Annotated in this window: 17 protein-coding genes; 4 read left to right on the top strand and 13 right to left on the bottom strand. The window is 71.4% G+C overall.

Going from position 1 to position 18233, the window contains the following annotated elements; genetic code table 11:
• Positions 1-21: 21 nt before the first annotated feature.
• The 3 genes from AB0F72_RS17505 to AB0F72_RS17495 all read right to left on the bottom strand — a co-directional run bounded on the left by AB0F72_RS17505 (position 22) and on the right by AB0F72_RS17495 (position 2577).
• Positions 22-1521 carry a protein kinase gene (locus tag AB0F72_RS17505; RefSeq protein WP_360431722.1) on the bottom strand — a complete coding sequence of 500 codons (1500 nt, stop codon included), beginning with the start codon at positions 1519-1521 and terminating at the stop codon, positions 22-24.
• Positions 1518-2216 (bottom strand): hypothetical protein, encoded by a 699-nt coding sequence (locus tag AB0F72_RS17500; RefSeq protein ID WP_360431719.1) that lies wholly within the window; start codon positions 2214-2216, stop codon positions 1518-1520. The genes AB0F72_RS17505 and AB0F72_RS17500 overlap by 4 nt, the downstream gene beginning before the upstream one ends.
• Before the next feature lie 160 nt (positions 2217-2376).
• Entirely contained in the window at positions 2377-2577 is a 201-nt protein-coding gene (locus tag AB0F72_RS17495; protein ID WP_360431716.1) for a hypothetical protein, read from the bottom strand.
• Between the two features lie 238 nt (positions 2578-2815).
• On the opposite strand from AB0F72_RS17495, the gene AB0F72_RS17490 reads away from it, so the two are divergent.
• Entirely contained in the window at positions 2816-3232 is a 417-nt protein-coding gene (locus tag AB0F72_RS17490) for an SHOCT domain-containing protein (RefSeq protein WP_360431713.1), read from the top strand.
• Between the two features lie 143 nt (positions 3233-3375).
• Here the strand turns inward: AB0F72_RS17490 and AB0F72_RS17485 are convergent, their stop codons facing one another.
• Genes AB0F72_RS17485 through AB0F72_RS17470 form a run of 4 tightly spaced genes read right to left on the bottom strand, consistent with a single transcriptional unit; the run spans position 3376 to position 8416 of the window.
• On the bottom strand, positions 3376-4155 hold the full coding sequence (locus AB0F72_RS17485) for an SDR family oxidoreductase (RefSeq protein ID WP_360431710.1): 780 nt from the start codon (positions 4153-4155) through the stop codon (positions 3376-3378).
• A gap of 58 nt (positions 4156-4213) precedes the next feature.
• The gene (locus AB0F72_RS17480; protein ID WP_360431707.1) at positions 4214-5476 is read right to left on the bottom strand and encodes an MFS transporter; all 1263 of its coding nucleotides are present in this window, start codon (positions 5474-5476) and stop codon (positions 4214-4216) included.
• Positions 5473-7227, bottom strand: a complete 1755-nt coding sequence (uidA, locus tag AB0F72_RS17475) for a beta-glucuronidase (protein WP_360431704.1) — start codon at positions 7225-7227, stop codon at positions 5473-5475. The genes AB0F72_RS17480 and uidA overlap by 4 nt, the downstream gene beginning before the upstream one ends.
• Before the next feature lies 1 nt (position 7228).
• Complete coding sequence (locus tag AB0F72_RS17470) at positions 7229-8416, bottom strand: family 1 glycosylhydrolase (RefSeq protein WP_360431701.1); 1188 nt, start codon at positions 8414-8416, stop codon at positions 7229-7231.
• A gap of 162 nt (positions 8417-8578) precedes the next feature.
• Between AB0F72_RS17470 and AB0F72_RS17465 the strand changes: the two genes are divergently transcribed.
• Positions 8579-9178 carry a TetR family transcriptional regulator gene (locus AB0F72_RS17465; protein ID WP_360431698.1) on the top strand — a complete coding sequence of 200 codons (600 nt, stop codon included), beginning with the start codon at positions 8579-8581 and terminating at the stop codon, positions 9176-9178.
• Positions 9175-11655 carry a family 78 glycoside hydrolase catalytic domain gene (locus AB0F72_RS17460; protein ID WP_360431695.1) on the top strand — a complete coding sequence of 827 codons (2481 nt, stop codon included), beginning with the start codon at positions 9175-9177 and terminating at the stop codon, positions 11653-11655. Before AB0F72_RS17465 ends, AB0F72_RS17460 begins: the two co-directional genes overlap by 4 nt.
• 42 nt (positions 11656-11697) lie before the next feature.
• On the opposite strand, the gene AB0F72_RS17455 is transcribed toward AB0F72_RS17460, so the two are convergent.
• Genes AB0F72_RS17455 through AB0F72_RS17445 form a run of 3 tightly spaced genes read right to left on the bottom strand, consistent with a single transcriptional unit; the run spans position 11698 to position 14603 of the window.
• Complete coding sequence (locus AB0F72_RS17455; RefSeq protein ID WP_360431693.1) at positions 11698-13206, bottom strand: response regulator; 1509 nt, start codon at positions 13204-13206, stop codon at positions 11698-11700.
• Positions 13207-13227: 21 nt separating this feature from the next.
• A complete protein-coding gene (locus AB0F72_RS17450; RefSeq protein ID WP_360431690.1) occupies positions 13228-13485 on the bottom strand; it encodes a hypothetical protein in 258 nt (85 codons plus the stop codon).
• Positions 13486-13520: 35 nt separating this feature from the next.
• Positions 13521-14603 carry a hypothetical protein gene (locus AB0F72_RS17445; RefSeq protein WP_360431687.1) on the bottom strand — a complete coding sequence of 361 codons (1083 nt, stop codon included), beginning with the start codon at positions 14601-14603 and terminating at the stop codon, positions 13521-13523.
• A gap of 228 nt (positions 14604-14831) precedes the next feature.
• Between AB0F72_RS17445 and AB0F72_RS17440 the strand changes: the two genes are divergently transcribed.
• Complete coding sequence (locus AB0F72_RS17440; RefSeq protein ID WP_360431684.1) at positions 14832-15191, top strand: hypothetical protein; 360 nt, start codon at positions 14832-14834, stop codon at positions 15189-15191.
• A 47-nt stretch (positions 15192-15238) separates the two neighbouring features.
• Here AB0F72_RS17440 and AB0F72_RS17435 read toward each other — a convergent pair whose 3' ends face one another.
• The 3 genes from AB0F72_RS17435 to AB0F72_RS17425 all read right to left on the bottom strand — a co-directional run bounded on the left by AB0F72_RS17435 (position 15239) and on the right by AB0F72_RS17425 (position 18231).
• Complete coding sequence (locus tag AB0F72_RS17435) at positions 15239-16129, bottom strand: sulfotransferase domain-containing protein (protein WP_360431681.1); 891 nt, start codon at positions 16127-16129, stop codon at positions 15239-15241.
• A 528-nt stretch (positions 16130-16657) separates the two neighbouring features.
• The gene (locus AB0F72_RS17430) at positions 16658-16936 is read right to left on the bottom strand and encodes a hypothetical protein (RefSeq protein ID WP_360431678.1); all 279 of its coding nucleotides are present in this window, start codon (positions 16934-16936) and stop codon (positions 16658-16660) included.
• Positions 16936-18231: a mannitol dehydrogenase family protein gene (locus AB0F72_RS17425; protein WP_360431832.1), complete on the bottom strand. Its 1296-nt coding sequence runs from the start codon at positions 18229-18231 to the stop codon at positions 16936-16938. Before AB0F72_RS17425 ends, AB0F72_RS17430 begins: the two co-directional genes overlap by 1 nt.
• Positions 18232-18233 lie beyond the last annotated feature (2 nt).

The following is an 18233-nucleotide window of genomic DNA, read 5'->3' as shown; positions in this document are numbered from 1 at the left end:
AGGGCCGCACCTGTCACACGACTACGGGCCGACGCAGGCGTTCGCCTCCGAGCCCGCCACCCGCCGCACGTCGACCTGATCGAGAACGGTCCCGGCGGCGACCATGTCGTTGCCTGTCGCGTCGTCCGAGTCACGCCAGGCGCGCGCCGCGTCGACGGTCACCGCGACCAACTCGACCCGGTACCGCTGCCCGACCGTCTCGTCGTCGTTGCCGAAGTACTGCGCACCCCGCCAGTCGCTCAGCCGGGCCGGATCGTCCCAGCCGAAGACCACCTCGGCGTAGCGCTCCGGGTCGCCGTTGACCAGGTTCCGCATCGCCAGGACCAGGGTGTATCCGGGTGGCACGCTCGCCGTCCCGGTGAAGTACGCGCACTGCTTGACGCTCCCCCCGCCGACGGGTGTCGTGATGGTCCCACTGGTCCGCCCGGTGACGAGTGGCGCGGATGACGGCGGTGCGGCCGACGGCCGGGCCCCGGGTCGCCACGGCTGCTCGACGGCGATGAACAGCCCGGCCAGCAGCACCATCGACAGGGCAGCGGTCAGATAGATCGGCCACCGGGACGGCACCCGGCCGAGATCGCACAGCCGCCGGCTCCACTCGTCCGGATCGGCCGGCCTGCGCCGCGGGTCCGTCTCCAGCGCGGCCAGGACGTGGCCGGCCAGCGCGTCCGGATCGGTCACCTCGGCCTGCCGCGCCACGGTGGTCAGCTCGGTGCGGAGGTCACCGCCGGGCGCCGGATCCTTTCCGGTCAGGCAGAACGCGGCGAGCGCGCCCAACGCGTACACCTCGGTCGCGACCGTCCGCGGACGATGCGGCGCTTCGCGTGCCTCCGGCGCGGTGTACTGCGGCGTGTGGAAACCGGCCGCGTCGAATCCGTCGTCCACCAGCCGCAGCGTGCTGACGTCGATCAGCACCACGCCGCGGCTGTCGTTGACGATGCAGTTGCTCGGCTTGATGTCGCGGTGCAGGCTCGGGTTTCCCGCGGACCGGGTCGCCGAGGCGAGATCATGGAGCGCGGCCGCGGCCTGCGCCACCCATCGGGTACGGTCCCCGACGCTCTCCCGGCCCACCGGTTTGTCCCGGCACAACTGGCTCAGGGTCAGACCCTCCACCCATTCCATCACCAGGTACGCCGCTTGCTGGTCGTCGGAGGTGTCCTTGCCGGCCGAGTGCGGGGGCGGGCCGGCGAAGACCTCGTACAGGGCCACGACGTGCTCGGACCGGACATGCCGCAGCAGTGCCGCCTGGTCCTGCCAGCGCCGGCGCTCCTCCTCCGACGGCCAGCCGGGCGCGGCGCCGGGCGGCGGCCGGAGCTGCTTGACCGCGAGCGGCAGCGGTGAGTGCAGCCGCCCGTGGTAGCGGGCCCGCCAGGTCGTGCCCTCGCCGCCGCTGATGCCGGCGCCCATCAGCTCGTAGCGGTCCGGGTCGTCGGCGGGGCCCACGAACTCGCCGGAGGCCGGTGGCGGTGGCAGCGCGTAACCACCACGGGTGGCCGTCTCCTCGCGGGGCTCCTCCGTCACGTGACGTCCTCCAGATCAGCCGCCGTCACCCAGCCGCCACGGATCGCCCATCGGGCCAGCGCCCACCGGAAGTCGTCGTGGCGGGGGCCGTCGTCGTCCGGAATCAAGCCGGTCACCCCGTACCCGGTGAGGGTTTCCCGCAGTGCCTTGAGCAGGTTGCGGACGTACTGCGGACGCAGGTCGAGCCGGGCCTCGATCTCGGCGTAGGTGGCCGGCAGGGCGCGCGGGCCGGACTCGCGCAGCAGCGGCGCGCAGAGCGCCACCAGCATCCGGCGCTGCGCCGCGGTGAGCTGGACCGGATCCGCGGCGGTGGCCGGCGCCCGGGTCTGCGGATCCGGCACCAGCGGATCGGGCGTCAGCCGGCTGGCATCCACGTGCACGGAGACGGCATGACCGTGCACGCCGGCGAAGACGATCTCGAATCGCGGGAACGGCAGCGACGTGGTGGCCGCCTGCGGCTCGACGACCCGGTCCTCACCGGACGGCGGGCGCAGCACCAGCGGTTTGCGTGCCGACTCGTTGCGCACCAGCAGGCAGTCGTCCAGCACCCGCAGCGACCCGGCCCGGCGGGACAGATGCGGGTCGGCCGGCAGCGGGATCGTGCTGCTCTGACTGCGCCCGATCGTGGCGATCTCACCGACCGTGAGAGTCCACTGCCGCTCACCGAACCCGACGATCACCTGGCCGTACGTCAATGCGGGACCTCCCGGGCTCGTCGCCGACCACCGTGAGTCTGCCGCTTACAGAGATCACCTTGAATGGCTGTCCAGGTAGTTCTCGGCACCGTTCCGCCGTCCAGGACACCCCCGCACTGTGGCCGGGCGGACATCACCCGCCCGGCTCGTCGTCGGCGGCTCAGTCGGGCGGGCCGACCGGGCTGCCCTGGGCGGCGGGGCTGTCGGCGGCCACGCCGGGTGTGCCCTTGCCGTCGTCCGCGAGGTGCTCATGGTCGTGGTCGAGGTCGCCGGGGTTGCCGTTGTCGGCCTCGGTCATGGTCTCGGGATCCAGGGAGCCGGGATCCGCGACGCTGCTCAGGTCGTGATTCGGAAGTGTCATGACCACCGCTCTACCCGCTCGCCGCACCGGCATCCCCGATCCCGGAAGCGTTCACGGAGGTTTCACCTCGGCGCGCTGCCCGCCGTCTCGCGCAGCACCCGGCCTCCGGCCATGCCGGCCGGCGATCTCCATCGAGCCGTTCCAGCAGATGGGCGAGAAGTAATCCATTACGGATGAGGCCGCCGTCGGCCGTCGGCGATGTACTGGGAAAACACGGCTCTCCGGGAGGACACCTCAGATGTTCGACGACAATGGATCGTTCCTACTGGCGACTTTCGAGTTCTTCATCTTCTGCGCCTGGTTCATGTGCCTTTTCTGGCTGTTCGGCGACCTGTTCCGCAGCCGCGACATCGGTGGCTGGGCCAAGACGTTCTGGACGCTGTTCCTCATCATCCTGCCGATCATCGGCATGCTGGTCTACCTGATCGCCCGCGGCTCCGGCATGCACGACCGGGCGCTGGCGTCGGCGGCCGAGATGCAGAGCCGGCAGGAGGCCTACATCAGGTCGGTCGCGACGACCGACGGCAAGCAGAGCGCCACCGACCAGATCGCCTCGGCCAAGGCGCTGCTCGATTCGGGCGCGATCACCACGGCCGACTTCGAGCAGCTCAAGGCGGAGGCGCTCGGTCGCGGCGCCGCCACGACGGTCGGGTAACCACAGCGGAGATCCGGAGGCCGGGCGGATCACCGCCCGGTCCTCCAGCGGCCCTCGCCGAGGCGACCGGCGGCAACACACGCGGCCGGCGCGGCCGGCGCCGGTTCAGGTGGCAACGCACGCGGCCGGCGCCGGGAGCCGGTTCAGGCGGTGTCGCCGCCGTCGGCGAGCAGCGTGCTGCCGGTCATGAACGTGGACAGGTCGGAAGCGCAGAACAGCACCACCCGGGCGATGTCGTCGGGGACCCCGACCCGCCCGATCGGGCTGTTCAGCATCAGCGGGGTCGGCGGCGGCCCGTCCGCACCCACCTCGGCCATCATCGCCGCCGCGGCGGCCATGTTCCCCTCGGTCGGCACGAAACTCGGGGCGACCCCGAGCACCCGGATCCCCAGCGGCGCCAGCTCCACCGCCATCTCCCGGGTCACCCCACGGGCCGCATGCTTCGATCCCACATAGGCGGCCAGCCCCGGCGCGCTGGCCCGGAACCCGGCCGTCGAGATGATGTTGACGATCACGCCGCCTCCGGCCGGAGCCATCCGCCGCGCGGCCTCCCGGGCACCGGCGAACACACCGCGAGCGTTCACGCTGAACACGTCATCCCAGGTCTGATCGCTCATCTCCAGCAGCGGTACACTGGGGAACACTCCGGCGTTGTTGACCCAGATCTCCAGGCCGCCGAGGTCAGCGACGGCCCGGTCAGCGACAGCCGCCACCGACGCGCTGTCGGTGACATCCATGTGGACGCCGGCCACCCGGACCCCGTACCGGCCCGCGAGATCAGCGGCGGCCGCGGCGGCGAGCTCCGCGTCGATGTCACCGATCACCAGATCGGCGCCGGCTTCGGCGAGGCGCGCGGCGATCGCCTTGCCGAGGCCCCGGCCCCCGCCGGTGACCACGGCCCGCCGGCCACGAAGAGAGATCAAATCAGCCAGGGTACGGCCGGAGACGTCAGCAGTAGACACAAAAGCCCCCACGGGAAACTCAGCGGACCGACTTGATCCGGGTGAAGACGATCAGCCCGCCGAGCAGCGCGAGCACCGCTCCGGTCAGGTACAGCAGGGTGTAGTTCTTCGCGCCGCCGGTCGCGCCGATCGCGATGACGAACGGCGCGAGCAGCGGCGCGATGGCGCTGGGCAGCTTGTGCGCGAACTGGACGACGGCGATGTACCGGCCGGCTTCCTCGCGGCTGGGCAGCACGGACAGCACGATCGCCTGGTCGACGGCGCTGAAGAAGGCGATCGCGAGCTGCATCAGCACCGAGCCGACGAGCAGGGCCGGGAACGAGTAGGCGAACGCCTCGACGGTCGCGCCGACGACGAAGAACAGCGATCCGATGAGCGCGAACAGCCGGCGGCGCCGGAGTTTGTCGGAGAGGTAGCCACCGCCGAGCGCGCCGGCCGCCGCGGCGAACACACCGATCACGCCGATCAGGGCCACGGTTCCGGCCACGTCCCGTACCGGAAGATCGAGTCGCTGCGCGTAGAAGAACGTGCTGAACGTGGTGTTGAAGTAGAGGCCCATGAAGAAGGCGAGCCGGCCCAGCCAGTTCCACCCGAAGTCGGGGTACTTGCGCGGGTTGAACACGTAACTGGAGAGCAGGCCGCGCGCGGACACCGGCGGGGCGGGCGGCAGGTCGCGGCTGTCCGGGTCGGTGCCGACGACCAAGAAGACGGCGAGCAGGGCGGCGCCGATCAGGCCGGGCAGGACGAACACGAGGAACGTGCTGCCGCTGACCAGCGACGTGATGCCGACGCCCATGATCGGCGCGATCTGGCCGGTCAGCCCGGTCAAACCGGAGATCTTGCCGCGTTGCTCGTCGGGGATGCGGTCGGCCTGCGCGCTGAGGATCAGCTGCGACACGGTGGCCCAGCCGAGCATCGCCAGGATCCAGCCGGCGCCGACGAGCAGCAGGTTGGGCGCGGCAGCGATCGCCAGCAGCGCGGCCAGGCCGAGCGCGGCGCCGCCGAGCATGAACGGCCGGCGGCGGCCGAAGCGGCTGCGGGTCCGGTCGCTCCACACCCCGATCAGCGGGCTGAGGATCAGGAAGATCGCCTGGGCGGTGCCGGTGACGTAGCCGAGCACCTCCTCCCGTCCGGGGGCGAGCTCGTCGATCCGGACCGCGAGGGAGAAGGCGATCGGAACGATGAAGGCCATCGAGACGCCGAAGTTGGCGGCCATCATCCAGAAGATGTACCGGCCGCTGACCCGGGCCGGCGGCGCCGGTGTCTCGGTCGGGGCGGTCACGGCTTCCGCCAGCGGCGGCGTAGCTCCTGCGCGGCGGCCTTGGGACGGCGGTCGCGGGTGAACACGCCCTTCTTGTTGCCGTCGACGCGGTGGATGCCGTGCGAGGTCTGGAAGTCGGCGAAGTTCCACACGTGCTCGCCGATGAAACCGTCGATGCGGTCGAAGACCCGGTGGTGCATGGCGAGGAACGCGGACTGGTACTCCTCGGTCCACGGCGTGTCCCAGATCGAGTGCAGACCGGCCTGGGTGTCGGCGCCGTACTCGCTCATCATGATCGGTTTGCCGAACCGGGCGAGCCAGCCGCGCAGGTCGGCTTCCAGGTACTGCTCGGCGGTCTCCAGGTCGCCGGTGGCGACGTACCAGCCGTAGTACCGGTTGATCGACAGCACGTCGAACAGGTCGGCGATCTTGTCGTTGGCGGCGGTGGCGAACATGACAGCCGAGTAGGTGAGCGGCCGGCTGGCGTCGAGCGTGCGGGCCAGCTCGACGAGGGGTTCGAAGTACTCGCGGGCGCCGTCCTCGTTGGAGGCGGGCTCGTTGGCCAGCGACCACATGACGACGCTGGGGTGGTTCTTGTCGCGGGCGATCAGCTCGGTGATGGCCTGCGCGTGCGCGGCGCGGGTGTCGTCGCCGAACGTCTCCGCCGAGAAGGTGGGCCTCGGTGGCGCCCCGGTCAGGCCGGACACCACGGCGAGGTTGAGACCGACGGCCGCCGTCTCGTCGATCACCACGATGCCGTGCCGGTCGGCGAAATCAAGGACCTCATCCGCGTACGGGTAGTGCGAGGTCCGGAACGAGTTCGCGCCGATCCAGTCCAGGAGTTGGAAGTCGTGCACCAGGTAGGCGTCGTCGTGGCCCTTGCCGCGGACCGGGGTGTCCTCGTGCTTGCCGAAGCCGGTGAAGTAGAACGGCTCTCCGTTGATCAGGAACTCGGTGCCGCGCACCTCGACGGTCCGCACCCCGAACGGCTGCTCGTAGACGTCGTGCCCGGGGATCTCCGCGACGAGGGTGTAGAGGTATCCGGCGCCGGGCTTCCACAGCGTCGGGTTGTCTATCTTCGCGACCCCGTCGACGCCGGTCGCCACCACAGCGCCCGACTGATCCAGGATCTTCACGTCAACATCTACGTCTACATTGACGTCAATGTTGACGAGTGCACTCGTTGAGCTTGCGGTTGAGATTGAGTAGGTGACAGTCCCGTCCAGTGCAGTCAACACGTCAACATCGGTGATGTGCAGCGACGGCACGCTGTGCAGCCACACCGACCGGTGCAGTCCCGCGTAGTTGTAGAAGTCGTGCTGGTACTGCTGCCGTTTGCGACCCGCGGCGTCGACCGTGATCGTGCCGGGCGGGATCGTCGTCTCGGTCAGCTCGTTGTTGACCCCTATCGTGAGCAGCACCGGCGAGCCCGGCGTGACCAGGTCGGTGATGTCGGCCTCGAACGGGGTGTATCCACCGACGTGCTCGGCCACCAGCGTGTCACCCACATAGATCCGGCCGGTGTGGGTCGCGGCGTCCACCCGTACCCAGATGCGCTCGGAAGCCCAGCCACGCGGAATGCGCACCTCGCGCCGGTACCAGGCCCAGCCGACGTGGTCGCGGATCGCGGGGTCGGTGAAGAGGTCGTTGTAGCTGGCCGGGACGGGCGCTTCGAGGGTCGTCGCCGCGTCGGCGGCCGGACCGACGTTGAACCGCCAGAGGCCGTCCAGCCGGATCTGCTCGCGGGTGGCGGTGGATCGCAGTCGCAGCATCTCAGAGCCCGTTCCGGCGGGCGACGGAGCCCAGCCACGCGAGGCTCGGTTTCGGGGTACGGGCGAACGTCTCCCGATCCACCGCGATCAGGCCGAACGTCGGCGCCCAGTGCCCCCACTCGTAGTTGTCGAGCAGGCTCCAGTGCAGGTATCCGCGCACGTCCACGCCGTCCGCGACGGTCGCCGCCAGTCCCGCCAGGGCGTCCGACGTGTAGGCGATCCGGCGCTGATCGTCATCGGTCGCCATGCCGTTCTCGGTGATGAGGATCGGCACCCCGCCGGTCCGCTCCCAGGTGTGCCGCACGGCGAGCCCGAGCGCGTCCGGCCGGTACGCGGTGCCGACCAGGGTGTTGTCCGGGTGCACCGGGTGCGGCTCGACGCCGTTCTCGTTGACCCACATGCTGGAGTAGGACTGCACGCCGACGAAGTCGTCGCCCTTGGATCCGTCCAGGTAGAGGTCCTCGCGGGCGTAGCGGACCTCGCGCAGTTTCTCGTCGGCGCCGGGCCGGGCGACAAGCGCCTGGTTGGCGATGGTCCAGCCCACCTTCGCGCCGGTGCGCTCGCGGACGATGTCGCGGACCGCGTGGTGCGCCTCGACGAGCCGCTGCCCGATGGCCGGGTCAGGGCTGGGCAGAACCGGTCGTTCACCGTTGTCGACGGTCGGGCTCTGCCACTCGCCGGAGGCGGCCAGCCGGGCCATCATCGTCATGATCGCGAGCATGTTCGGCTCGTTCATCGTGCAGACCCACGGCACGCCGTCGAGGATGCTGGTCGCGGCCGTGACATATGACCGGAAACGATCGATCGCCCGCTCCCCCATCCAGCCGCCCTCGGCGGCGAACCAGCGCGGGTTGGTGAAGTGGTGCAGCGTGACGACCGGGGTCAGGCCCAGCTCCAGCGCGGTGTCGATCATGCGGCGGTAGTGGGCGAGCTCGGCGCGGGAGATCAGGCCGGGCTCCGGCTCGATGCGCGCCCACTCGATGCCGAAGCGGTAGGAGTTCAGGCCGGCGTCGGCGAGCAGGCGCATGTCCTCGGCGTACCGGTGGTAGCTGTCGCAGGCGTCGCCGCTGCGCTCCATCCCCGGCATCGCGCCCTCGGCGGCCCAGAAGTCGCTGTTGACGTTGTTGCCCTCGATCTGGTGCGGCGCGGTGGCGGCGCCCCACAGGAAGCCGGCCGGGAACGTGGTCATAGAAGGGCCTTTCGAAGTGGGAAGTCGATTCGAAGTGGGAAGTCGATGGCGTTCATCTGAGCCGCGGCCCGGCAACGCCGTCCATCTGTTGCCAGTTGTTGTCGCGGATGTTGCCGGAGATGCAATCTTGCAAAATTGGCAACGAACCGCAATGGTGGTCGCGTGACCGGTCTGCGAGAACGAAAAAAGGCGGCATCCCGGGCCGCGATGAGCCAGGCCGCCTGGCGCATGCTGCTGGAACACGGCCTGGACGCGGTGACCCCGGAGTCCGTCGCCGCCGCCGCCGACATGGCGCCGCGCACCTTCCGCTACCACTTCCGCAACCGGGAGGAGGCGATCCTCGACGGCCTGGCGCAGCAGCACATGGCCCTCGCCGCCCGGATCCGCGAGCGCCCCGCCGGCGAACCGGTCTGGGACTCGCTGCGGCACGTGCTGCCCGCCGCGGTCACCGAGATGTTCGGCGACCGCGCCGAGTTCGCCAAGCTCGTCGCGGTGATAGCCGACAGCCCGGCGATGCTCGCCGCGAACCTGCTCGTCCTCGAACAGGGCCGCCAGCTGATGGCCGGGGCCATCGGCGAACGCATCGGCCGGACCCCGCAGACCGACGTCTACCCCGGCCTGCTCGCGGGCGTCGCCGGGACCGCGATCAGCATCGCGGTGACCCACTGGGCGCGCGGCGACGACGACACCCCGCTGGGCGACCTGATCCGCGACTGCCTCGACCGGCTCCGCGCCGGCCTCCCCCTGGAGACGTCCCCGTGAGCATCCCGTACGACCTGCGCATCGACGCCCCGGTGGCCCGGCCACTGCTCTCCTGGAAACCCGGCGGCGCCGGCAGCTGGGAGCTCCACGCCCGCGTCGACGGGGTAGCCCTGCCCGCCGTGACCGTCACCGATCACCTGTACGTCCGCTGGCCGTGGCCCGACCTGACCAGTGGCTCCCTCGTCGAGTGGCGGGTGGGCCCCTCCGCCTGGAGCAGTTTCGAGGTGGGGCTGCTCGACGCGGACTGGACGGCCTCCTGGATCTCCCCGGCGGCGTCCTTCCCCGCCGTGCTGCGCGGCCACTTCACCGCCCGTGGGGTGGTCGCCCGCGCGCGGCTCTACGCCACCGCCCTCGGCCTCTACGAGGCCTTCGTCAACGGCGAACGGGCCGGGGACGCCGAACTCACGCCCGGCGCCACCTCGTACGCCGAAACCCTGTACGCCCAGGTCAACGACGTCACCGCGGCCCTGCGACCGGGCCCGAACACGATCGAGATCCGGCTCTCCGACGGCTGGTACCGGGGGAAGAACGGCACCTGGCGCAAACCCGGCGCCTGGGGCCCGCTGACCGCGGCCCGCGCCGAGCTGCACCTGCGGTACGCCGACGGCGCCACCGAGGTCATCCGCACCGACGGCGCCTGGACCGCCCGGCCCGGCGTCATCGTCGCCGCCGACCTGATGGACGGGCAGACCACCGACTTCACCGCTTCTCCCGCCGATCCCGTTCCGGTCCTGGTGGACGCGGTCACCGCGGCCCCGATCGACTGGTCGCCCGCGCCGCCGGTCCGCTGCGTCCAGGAACTACCGGCGGTCTCCGTGCGGCAGCTGGCCGGCGACGTGTGGATCGCCGACTTCGGGCAGAACGCCTCCGGCTGGGTGCGGCTGCGCGACACCGGGCCGGCCGGGACCCGTACCGTTATCGACCACGGCGAACACCTCGACAAGGCCGGCGATCTCACCACCGCGCACCTGGACAGCGCCCGCCCCGGACAGCCGCCGATCCCGTTCGTCCAGCGCGACGAGGTCGTCTCCGACGGCCGGTCCGTCTTCGAGCCCCGGCACACCGTGCACGGCTTCCGGTACGCGCGGTTCAACCGCGACCCCGGCGACGTGGTCATGCGCGTCGTGCACACCGACCTGCGCCGCACCGCCACGTTCACCTGCGACGACGACGATCTGAACCGGCTGCACGAGGTGGCTGACTGGAGTTTCCGGAGCAACGCCGTCGACATCCCGACCGACTGCCCGACCCGCGAGCGGCTCGGTTGGACCGGGGACTACCAGGTGTTCGTACCCACCGCCTCTCGTCTTTACGACGTCGACGGTTTCAGTCGCAAGTGGCTGCGCTCGGTCCGCGACGACCAGCTCGCCGACGGCCGGATCGTCAACACCTCCCCCGACCACGCCCGCCTCAAGACCATCCCGAATCCGGAGGCCGACCACATCACCGGCTCGGCCGGCTGGGGCGACGCCATCGTGCACGTGCCGTGGGTGCTCTACGAGACGTACGGCAACCGGCAGGTCCTCGCCGAGAACTACGACGCGATGACCCGCTGGGTCGATTGGGCCCTCGGCAAGGCCCGCGACGCCCACCACCCCTCGCGCTCCCCCAACCCGTTTATCTGGGACGGCACGTTCCACTGGGGAGAGTGGCTGGAACCGGGCGACCGTGGCCCGGCCGCCGACCCGATGGCATGGTTCATGAAAGACAAGGGCGAGGTGGGTACGGCTTACCTCTTCCGTTCCGTCCACACCCTCGCCCGGATCTCGGAGATCCTCGGCCGTCCCGCCGGCTACGCGGAGATCGCCGAGCGGATCCGCGCGGCGTGGCAGTCCGAATTCCTCGGCACCGGCCTGCGCACCCAGGCCGCGTGTGTCCGCGCCCTCGCCTTCGACCTGGTCCCGGAGACCCGCCGCGCCGAGATCGCCGACCGCCTCGTCGGCCTGATCCGCGACGCGGACTGGCACCTCGGCACCGGCTTCCTCTCCACCGCCGACCTGCTCCCGGTCCTCGCCGACACCGGGCACGCGGACGTCGCCTACCGGCTGCTGTTCCAGCGCACCACCCCCTCCTGGCTGGGCATGCTGGACCGGGGCGCCACCACGATCTGGGAGGAATGGGACGGCGTGGACGCCGACGGCACCGCGTCGGCGTCGCTGAACCACTACAGCAAGGGCGCGGTCGTGCGCTTCCTGCACACCCACGTGCTGGGCCTGCGGCAGGCGCCGGGCTCGGTCGCGTGGGAGCGGTTCGTGGTGGCGCCGCTGCCGGACCAGCGGGTGACCCGCGCGAACGGCAGCTTCGACAGCCCGCAGGGCCTGATCACGGTGAGCTGGCGCGTCGACGGCGACGCCCTGCTCGTCGACGTCGAGGTCCCGCCGGGCGCCACCGCCGAGCTGGTCCTGCCCGGCGGGCGGCGGGTCAGCGCGGGTCCGGGCCGGCACGTCGAACGTGCCGGCCGGACGCCCGTGTCGTAGCGCGCGGGGCCGCCGCTCCAGCCCTCCCGGTCGGTACGGCTGTCAGCCGGCCGCCACGAGCTCCTGGGCGATGTCGTCGCAGACCGGGGCGGCGAGCCCGAACTCGGCCCGGATCGCCCGGACCGTGTCCGGCCCGGACGGCAGGTGACCGACGCGAGCGTTCGCCTCCACCTCGGCGAACAGGTGCGCGAGACCGGTGACGCCGATGTTCGTCGCGGACCCCTTCAGGGCGTGCGCCTGGTGCTGGACGGCGGTGACGTCCCCGGCGGTGATGTGGTCGGCGAGCTCGGTGATCCCGCCCGGCATCCGCCGGGTGAACGACGTCAGCAGCCGGGCCAGCAACTGCCGCTCCGCCCCGCTCGGTTCCCCGTCGCTGATGTCGACCATCCGCGCCCGGATGTCCGCGCCCCGATCGCCGCCGCCCACCGGGGAGTCCGCCACGGTACCGGCCGCCAGCTCACCGGAACCGGTGCGCAGCAGCGGAGTCAGCGCGGCGGTCAGCTCGGGCAGCCGGACCGGCTTCGACAGGTAGTCGTTCATGCCGGCGGCACGGCACGCGGTCCGGTCCTCGACCAGCACGCTGGCGGTCATCGCGATGATGTGCGGCTGCCGGTCGGCCGGCAGGTCCGCGCGGATCAGCCGGGTGGCGTCCAGGCCGTCGAGCACCGGCATCTGCACGTCCATCAGCACCACGTCGTACTCCGTGGCGCGCAGCGCCTGGACGGCCTCCAGGCCGTTGGCGACCGTGTCCACCCGGTGCCCCAGTTTGCCCAGCATGAACTCGGCCACCTGCTGGTTGACCTGCTCGTCCTCGGCCAGCAGGACGCGCAGCGGGGCGTGCCACAACTCATCCGCGCCGGCCGGCGCGACCGGGCCGACGCCCGCGGCCGGAACCGTCCCGGCCGTCGTGGCCGCAGACCCGCGCCGGGCCGCCGAACGGGCACTCCACCAGGCCCGCGCGGTGAGCAGCACGATCCCGAACAGCACGACCCCGGCGACCGCCGCGGTGGCCGCCGCGGTCTCGTCGGCGGCACGCTGCTGCTGGGCGCGCAGCCCCGCGACCTGCTCGCCCTCCAGCACGTCGAGGTGCTGGTGAGCGTTCGCGAGCAACTCGGTGCCGGCCGTGCCGAGCACGGCCGGACTGACCGACTTGGCCCCGTTCGCACGCATCATGGAGACCGCCGTCCCCAGGTCCTGCATAGCGCCGGTCGCCGCCGCGTCCAGCGCGTCGACAGTCTCCGGCTGCGCGGTGCCGATGCTGCTCCGGAGCGCCGCGAGCGAGGCCGGCAGCTGCGCCGCCGCCTCGGTGTAGGGCTGCAGGTAGTGCTCGTCGGCGGTGAGCGCGAAACCCTGCTCCCCGCGCTGGGCGTCGTCCAGTCCGTTCCGTACCTCGGACAGCAGAGCCAGGGTCTGATGCGTGCGGTCGATCGACTGTCGCGGAGCCAGAGCCGCACCGACACCGAGGTAAGCGACCACCCCGACCAGAATCAGCACACCGACACCCGACAGGTATCCGGCCCACCCCGGCCCGCTGAACCGCTGTCCTCGCATACGCCACTGCCTCGCCATGCCTCACCGTTCGGCAGGTTCGACGGTGCGCTGAGCCGTGCGATGCTCGACCGGCCCGGCCGCCGCTGCCGGCGCCCGTACGATGGCGCGATGGGTACGGACGTCGATGCCGCCGGCGGGCGGGTGATCCGGATCGTCGATCATGACCCGGCCTGGTCGGCACGCTTCACCGAAACGGGCGCCGCGCTGCGCCGGGCGCTCGGCGACGTGGCACTGCGTATCGATCACAAACCGGGTGGGAACCCGCGCCGAGCGACGCATGAGACCGCCCTCGACGCGATCGCCTCGCTCCCCGGTCAGCCGGTGGAGATCTCCGCCAGGCAGTTCTCCCGGGACGGGGTGTCGCGCCACAGGCAGACCTGGACGACGACGGCCTGGCCCCCGATCGTGGTGGCGACGGCAGGGGTATGCACGTAACCGCGCTCGGTGACGGCGAGCGACGTGGCGCAGCTGTGCCAAGGGCCGTCCGGGGTCTTCCAGCGGACCCGGGCGCCGCCCGAACGCGGGGTGGCGTCGTCGGAGCCGGCGCGGCCCCAGTAATAGGTACGGCCGTCGTGGCGGGCGTAGCGGGCCGAGCCGTTCATCTCGTCGAAGTCGAGGGTGGGGTCGAGCCGGGTGGCCGCCTCGTCGTCGAACACGGTCGCGGTCTCCATGATGATGTCGTTGCCGGCGGCGCCGAGCCGGCAGTCGCTGTCGGTTACCGCGGTGGAGGCCTGATTCGCCGCGGAGCTGCTACGGTCCGCGTCACCGGCGCGGAGCACCGCTGCGAGCGTTATCCCGCCGCCGACCAGGACCGCTGCGGCGATCGCGCCGGCCAGAACTCGGCCGCGGACCGGAAGGCGGGCGGCCAGGCGAGCAGGGCGCCGGGCCGTGAAGTAGGCGTCGATCACCGGAGGTGCCGACGTGGTCTCCGGGACCTCCGGGGTACGGGCGCCACCGAGCGGCACGGCGGGCACCCGGTCCGGCGCCGCACGGTCCGCGTTCTCGGCAGCGGCAACGAGTGCGGCGACGTGTTCGCACGCGACGGTCAGGCGCTGCGCATCGTCGCGGCTGAAGGGCATGCCGCCGATGTGGTGTGCCGCCCGGGCCACCGCGACCACGGCCGCCGGGTTGGTGATGTGGCGCAGGTCGCCGGCGAGCACGGCGGCGACGATGTCCTTGTCGATGGAGAAGCCGGGTGCCATCCGGTGGGCGTGGATGACTTCCGCGAGGTGCCGCAGTGACGCCGGTTGCCGGCGGCGACGCCCGGGCGGGGAACCCGGCGGCGGCGTGTAGGAGCCGTCCCGGCCGGCGCGAGCTGCCGCCGCGCCGACGGCCGAGGCGAGCAACTGCGCCGCCTGGTGCGCCTCCTGCCACCACGGGTCCAGCGGCTCGTCCACGCGTCCCCCAACCCATCGATTGCTCTCACTATAAGGACCGCTTCTGTCGGCGACAGACAGGTAGCCGGCTCCCGGGGACAGATCGCCGTTGTCGCTTTCACGCCGCCCGGCACAGCATCGAGATGGCCGCTCGCCGAGGGCGACACATCCGGCCACACATCCGACGGGCCACTCATGGTGATAGGGGGGCCCGTCCACCCGTACCCAGGAAGGTTTGTCATGAATGCTATGAAGAGGGCTGCCGGCATGCTGGCGGTCGCGACCGTGGCATCGGCGGGAGCGCTGCTGCCGAACGCCACAGCGGCACAGGCGGCGGGCACCATCCAGGGCTGTCCGTCCGGCTACGTGTGCATCTACCCGAACGCCGGTTGGAACAACGGCCGGCCGTCGCTGAAGTTCTACACCTACGGCGCGCACAACCTGAGCGGCCAGTACGGCGTCAAGCGGTTCTTCAACAACCAGACCGGTGGGGCGATCGCCCGCAACTGCACCGGCTACAACGGCACCGGATGCGGCGGGGCGCAGACCCCGGGAACCTACGGCGACTACAACTACACGCCGTACAACTCGGTACTCCTCCAACCGTAGACGCACAGTGACGGGGGGAGGTCGCGCCGGCCTCCCCCCGTCGCCCGTCACCGCTCCCGGTGCAGCCAGGCGAGCAGGTCCGCAGGCGCCATCGCAGCGGCCCGCTCGTGGTAGCGGTCGAGCTCCTCGGCGCTCAAGCAGGCCGCCCCGCTCCCCGATCGCCCCTGCCGGAAGAACGCCCGCGCGTCCTTGAGCACACCGCCGGCGTCAGGCACCAGGTCGGAGGCCCGCTCGCGCATCGCACCGAACGTGGCGGCCCGCACCAGCTCCGCCCACCGTTCCCCGGGCACGGTGATGTCCAGCCGGGCGGCGATCGAGCGCATCTGCCCCGGCAGGTCGGCCTGGAGATCGTCGTAGTGCACCAGGAGCACGTTCGGCTCGGCCCGCCGCCGCCAGGCGTCGGTCAGGTGCCACATGACACCGGGGAGCGAGTCCAGCGCCGTGCGCGGATCACTGGTGCTCTCGGTCCATCGCGTCAGCCAGGTGCGCAGGTCGGGCCGCGCCGAAGGCGCTTCACCGGAGAGCGGGCGACCGGTGAGCCGGCGCAGCCGTTCCCGGTCGATGTTGTCGCCCTGGTGGTACAGCGACACCGCCATGTCCAGCGGATGACGAGCCACCACGATGTACGCCACGTCGGGCTCGACAGGAATCCCGTCCAGCGGTGTGTGAGTCTTGATGAAGCGCCGATGCCGCTGGGCGGCGAGCTGGTCGTAGACCCGCTCCCGAGGGCTGGTCAGCCAGTCGAGCCAGGGCGACAGGCTCGCCAGCGGCGCGGGAAGATCAGCGGTCTGGAAGATCAGCAGCGCACAGATCATCTGCATCCAGGTCGTGCCGCACTTCGACCGGGTGCTGATGACGATGTCACCCCGGCGGAACGGAAAGTCGATCCACCGGCCGCTGTCCTCTTCCTCCGAGCGATATCGCACTGGGGTCGGCATCCGAACGACGTTAGCCGATGGACGATACGAGGTTCGCACTGCTGGCGGCTCGTATCAGCCCCCATCAGCGAACACCCGGACCTGCCGACGAGAGGGCGTTCTTCGGCGGGCGGCCAGCGCATGCGAACAGGAGTCGCGTGAGCCCATCGCCTTCCGCGACATCGATGTGTCGCTCGTTATGCCCGCTGTTTGCTCGCGGTTGCAGCCGGAACGAGGTTGAGGCACACGATCCGGTCGCGGAACGCGGACAGGAGCGCACCGAAGCCCGCGCCAGCGTGGATGAGAGCACACCGAAGCCGTCCGTGTGCCGGCGTCACGGCTATGGCGTAGGCGGGACCACGATGGCGTTGTGTGCGACCTCATCCACGTCGAGCCCTCGATCTTTGACGCTTCGCGGGCCCCGAGCGGCGTTGTTGATCAGCCAGCCCGGGCCGATGCGCCCGACGCACCCCGAAATAGGCGCCCGGCAACCCCGGATCCCACAGCGGCGCCCGCTGGGCCAGCAAATACGGCACCATCACCAGCCCCTCACTGCCCGCCGGAACAGCAGCGGCAAGCGCCAGCGCCCCCCGATTCATCCAAGCCCCCGAAAACGTCAGCGGCCCACCGGACGACCGATCCCCCATTGCTCACCGCCCCGCCGACAACCCACAGATCCTCCGTCAGCGCATACCTGAACAGCCGATCAGAAACGGTCTCTCCGACAAGCAGCCGCACCGCCCCACTGGTGCCCAGCGACAGCGCGGCCGCCTTCACGGCGGTGGTGCCGGCGTCGATGCCGATCATCACCTCGCGCGGCGGCGGCATCACAGCGCATCGGAGACGGCCGCGACCAGGTCCCGGTCGGCGCCGAGCCGCTCGTCGAGACGCCGCAGCACCCCCGCCGGCTCACCGGCGCCGGCCGCGGCCGCGAACGGTCCGGCTCCGGCGTCGGCGACCGGCACGGACTCCCCTCGCAGATGCCGGATCCACGCGGCGAGGACCTGCACACCCGGCTCCGGCATCCGACCCGCCGCACGGGCCCGCAGCAGCACCGGCACGATCCGGATCGGGATCTTCATGCTGCCGTCGGCGGCGATCTGCGCGAGGCGGTGCTCGATGCGGGCGTTGCTCCACCGTTCGACAAGGCTGGCCCGGTAGGAGGGCCCGTCCGGCAACCCGGCGGACGCCTCGTCCCACCACTGATCGAGCAGCGACCGGCAGTAGGGGTCGGCCACCGCGTCCGCCACCGTCACGTGGCCGCGCAGACTGCCGGCGTAGGCCAGGATCGTGTGCCCGCCGTTGAGCATCCACAGTTTCCGCTGCTCATACGCGGAGACGTCGGCGACGAAGCGGGCACCGGCGTTCTCCCACGCCGGCCGCCCGGCCGGGAAGTCGCCGCTGAGCACCCATTCCGCGTACGGCTCGGTGACGACCGGCGCCTGATCGGCCCAGCCGGTCAGCGCGGCGGCGGCCCGCCGGTCGTCGTCAGTGGTCGCCGGGGTGATCCGGTCGACCATGGTCGTCACGAACGACACGTTGCCATCGATCCACCGGCGCAGCCCGGGATCAGCGGCCTCGGTCACCACCGAAGCGGTGACCGACCCGTTGGCGGGCAGGTTGTCGCAGCTGACGATCGCGACCGGCCCGCCGCCCGCAGCACGCCGGGCAGCAAGCCCGGCAGCCAGCCGCACCGGCACAGATCCAAGATCCACCGCCCCGGAACCCGCCACGCCAGAACCCGCCACCCCGGAACCCACCGTCCCGGAACCCACCGTCCCGGAACCCACCGCCCCGGAACCCACCGCCCCGCGACGCCCCGACGCCGCATACGCGGCCTCGGTGACCGTCAACGTCACCACCGCGAGTTCCGGCCGAGTCCATTCCCGCAGCCAGGCGTCCCGGTCGTCACCGGCATGGGCGGCGGCCAGCCGCAGCACGGCGGCCTCGTCGCCGGCCGGACCGCGAGTGATCAGCGTGTACCGGCAGTCCTGCGCGTTCAGCAGATCCGCCATCCCCGGGGAGCGGCCGGTGAACGCGGTGATGTCCCAGCCGTCCCCCGCCGCGGCCGTGTACCAGGCCTGATGCGCCCGGAAGAAGTTGCCCAGCCCGAGGTGCAGCATCC

It is taken from the genome of Actinoplanes sp. NPDC023936, from assembly GCF_040639325.1.
Lineage (GTDB): Bacteria > Actinomycetota > Actinomycetes > Mycobacteriales > Micromonosporaceae > Actinoplanes.
Note: the sequence above shows the minus strand (reverse complement) of the source record. Positions and strands in the feature narration are given on the sequence as shown.

Bases quoted from the DNA above. Each gene is read 5' to 3' on its own strand.
- AB0F72_RS17495 (WP_360431716.1), bottom strand. From the start codon at position 2,577: ATGACACTTCCGAATCACGACCTGAGCAGCGTCGCGGATCCCGGCTCC.
- AB0F72_RS17490 (WP_360431713.1), top strand. From the start codon at position 2,816: ATGTTCGACGACAATGGATCGTTCCTACTGGCGACTTTCGAGTTCTTC.
- uidA (WP_360431704.1), bottom strand. From the start codon at position 7,227: ATGCTGCGACTGCGATCCACCGCCACCCGCGAGCAGATCCGGCTGGAC.
- AB0F72_RS17470 (WP_360431701.1), bottom strand. From the start codon at position 8,416: ATGACCACGTTCCCGGCCGGCTTCCTGTGGGGCGCCGCCACCGCGCCG.
- AB0F72_RS17455 (WP_360431693.1), bottom strand. From the start codon at position 13,206: ATGCGAGGACAGCGGTTCAGCGGGCCGGGGTGGGCCGGATACCTGTCG.
- AB0F72_RS17450 (WP_360431690.1), bottom strand. From the start codon at position 13,485: ATGCGTCGCTCGGCGCGGGTTCCCACCCGGTTTGTGATCGATACGCAG.
- AB0F72_RS17440 (WP_360431684.1), top strand. From the start codon at position 14,832: ATGAAGAGGGCTGCCGGCATGCTGGCGGTCGCGACCGTGGCATCGGCG.
- AB0F72_RS17435 (WP_360431681.1), bottom strand. From the start codon at position 16,129: ATGCCGACCCCAGTGCGATATCGCTCGGAGGAAGAGGACAGCGGCCGG.
- AB0F72_RS17430 (WP_360431678.1), bottom strand. From the start codon at position 16,936: ATGCCGCCGCCGCGCGAGGTGATGATCGGCATCGACGCCGGCACCACC.
- AB0F72_RS17425 (WP_360431832.1), bottom strand. From the start codon at position 18,231: ATGCTGCACCTCGGGCTGGGCAACTTCTTCCGGGCGCATCAGGCCTGG.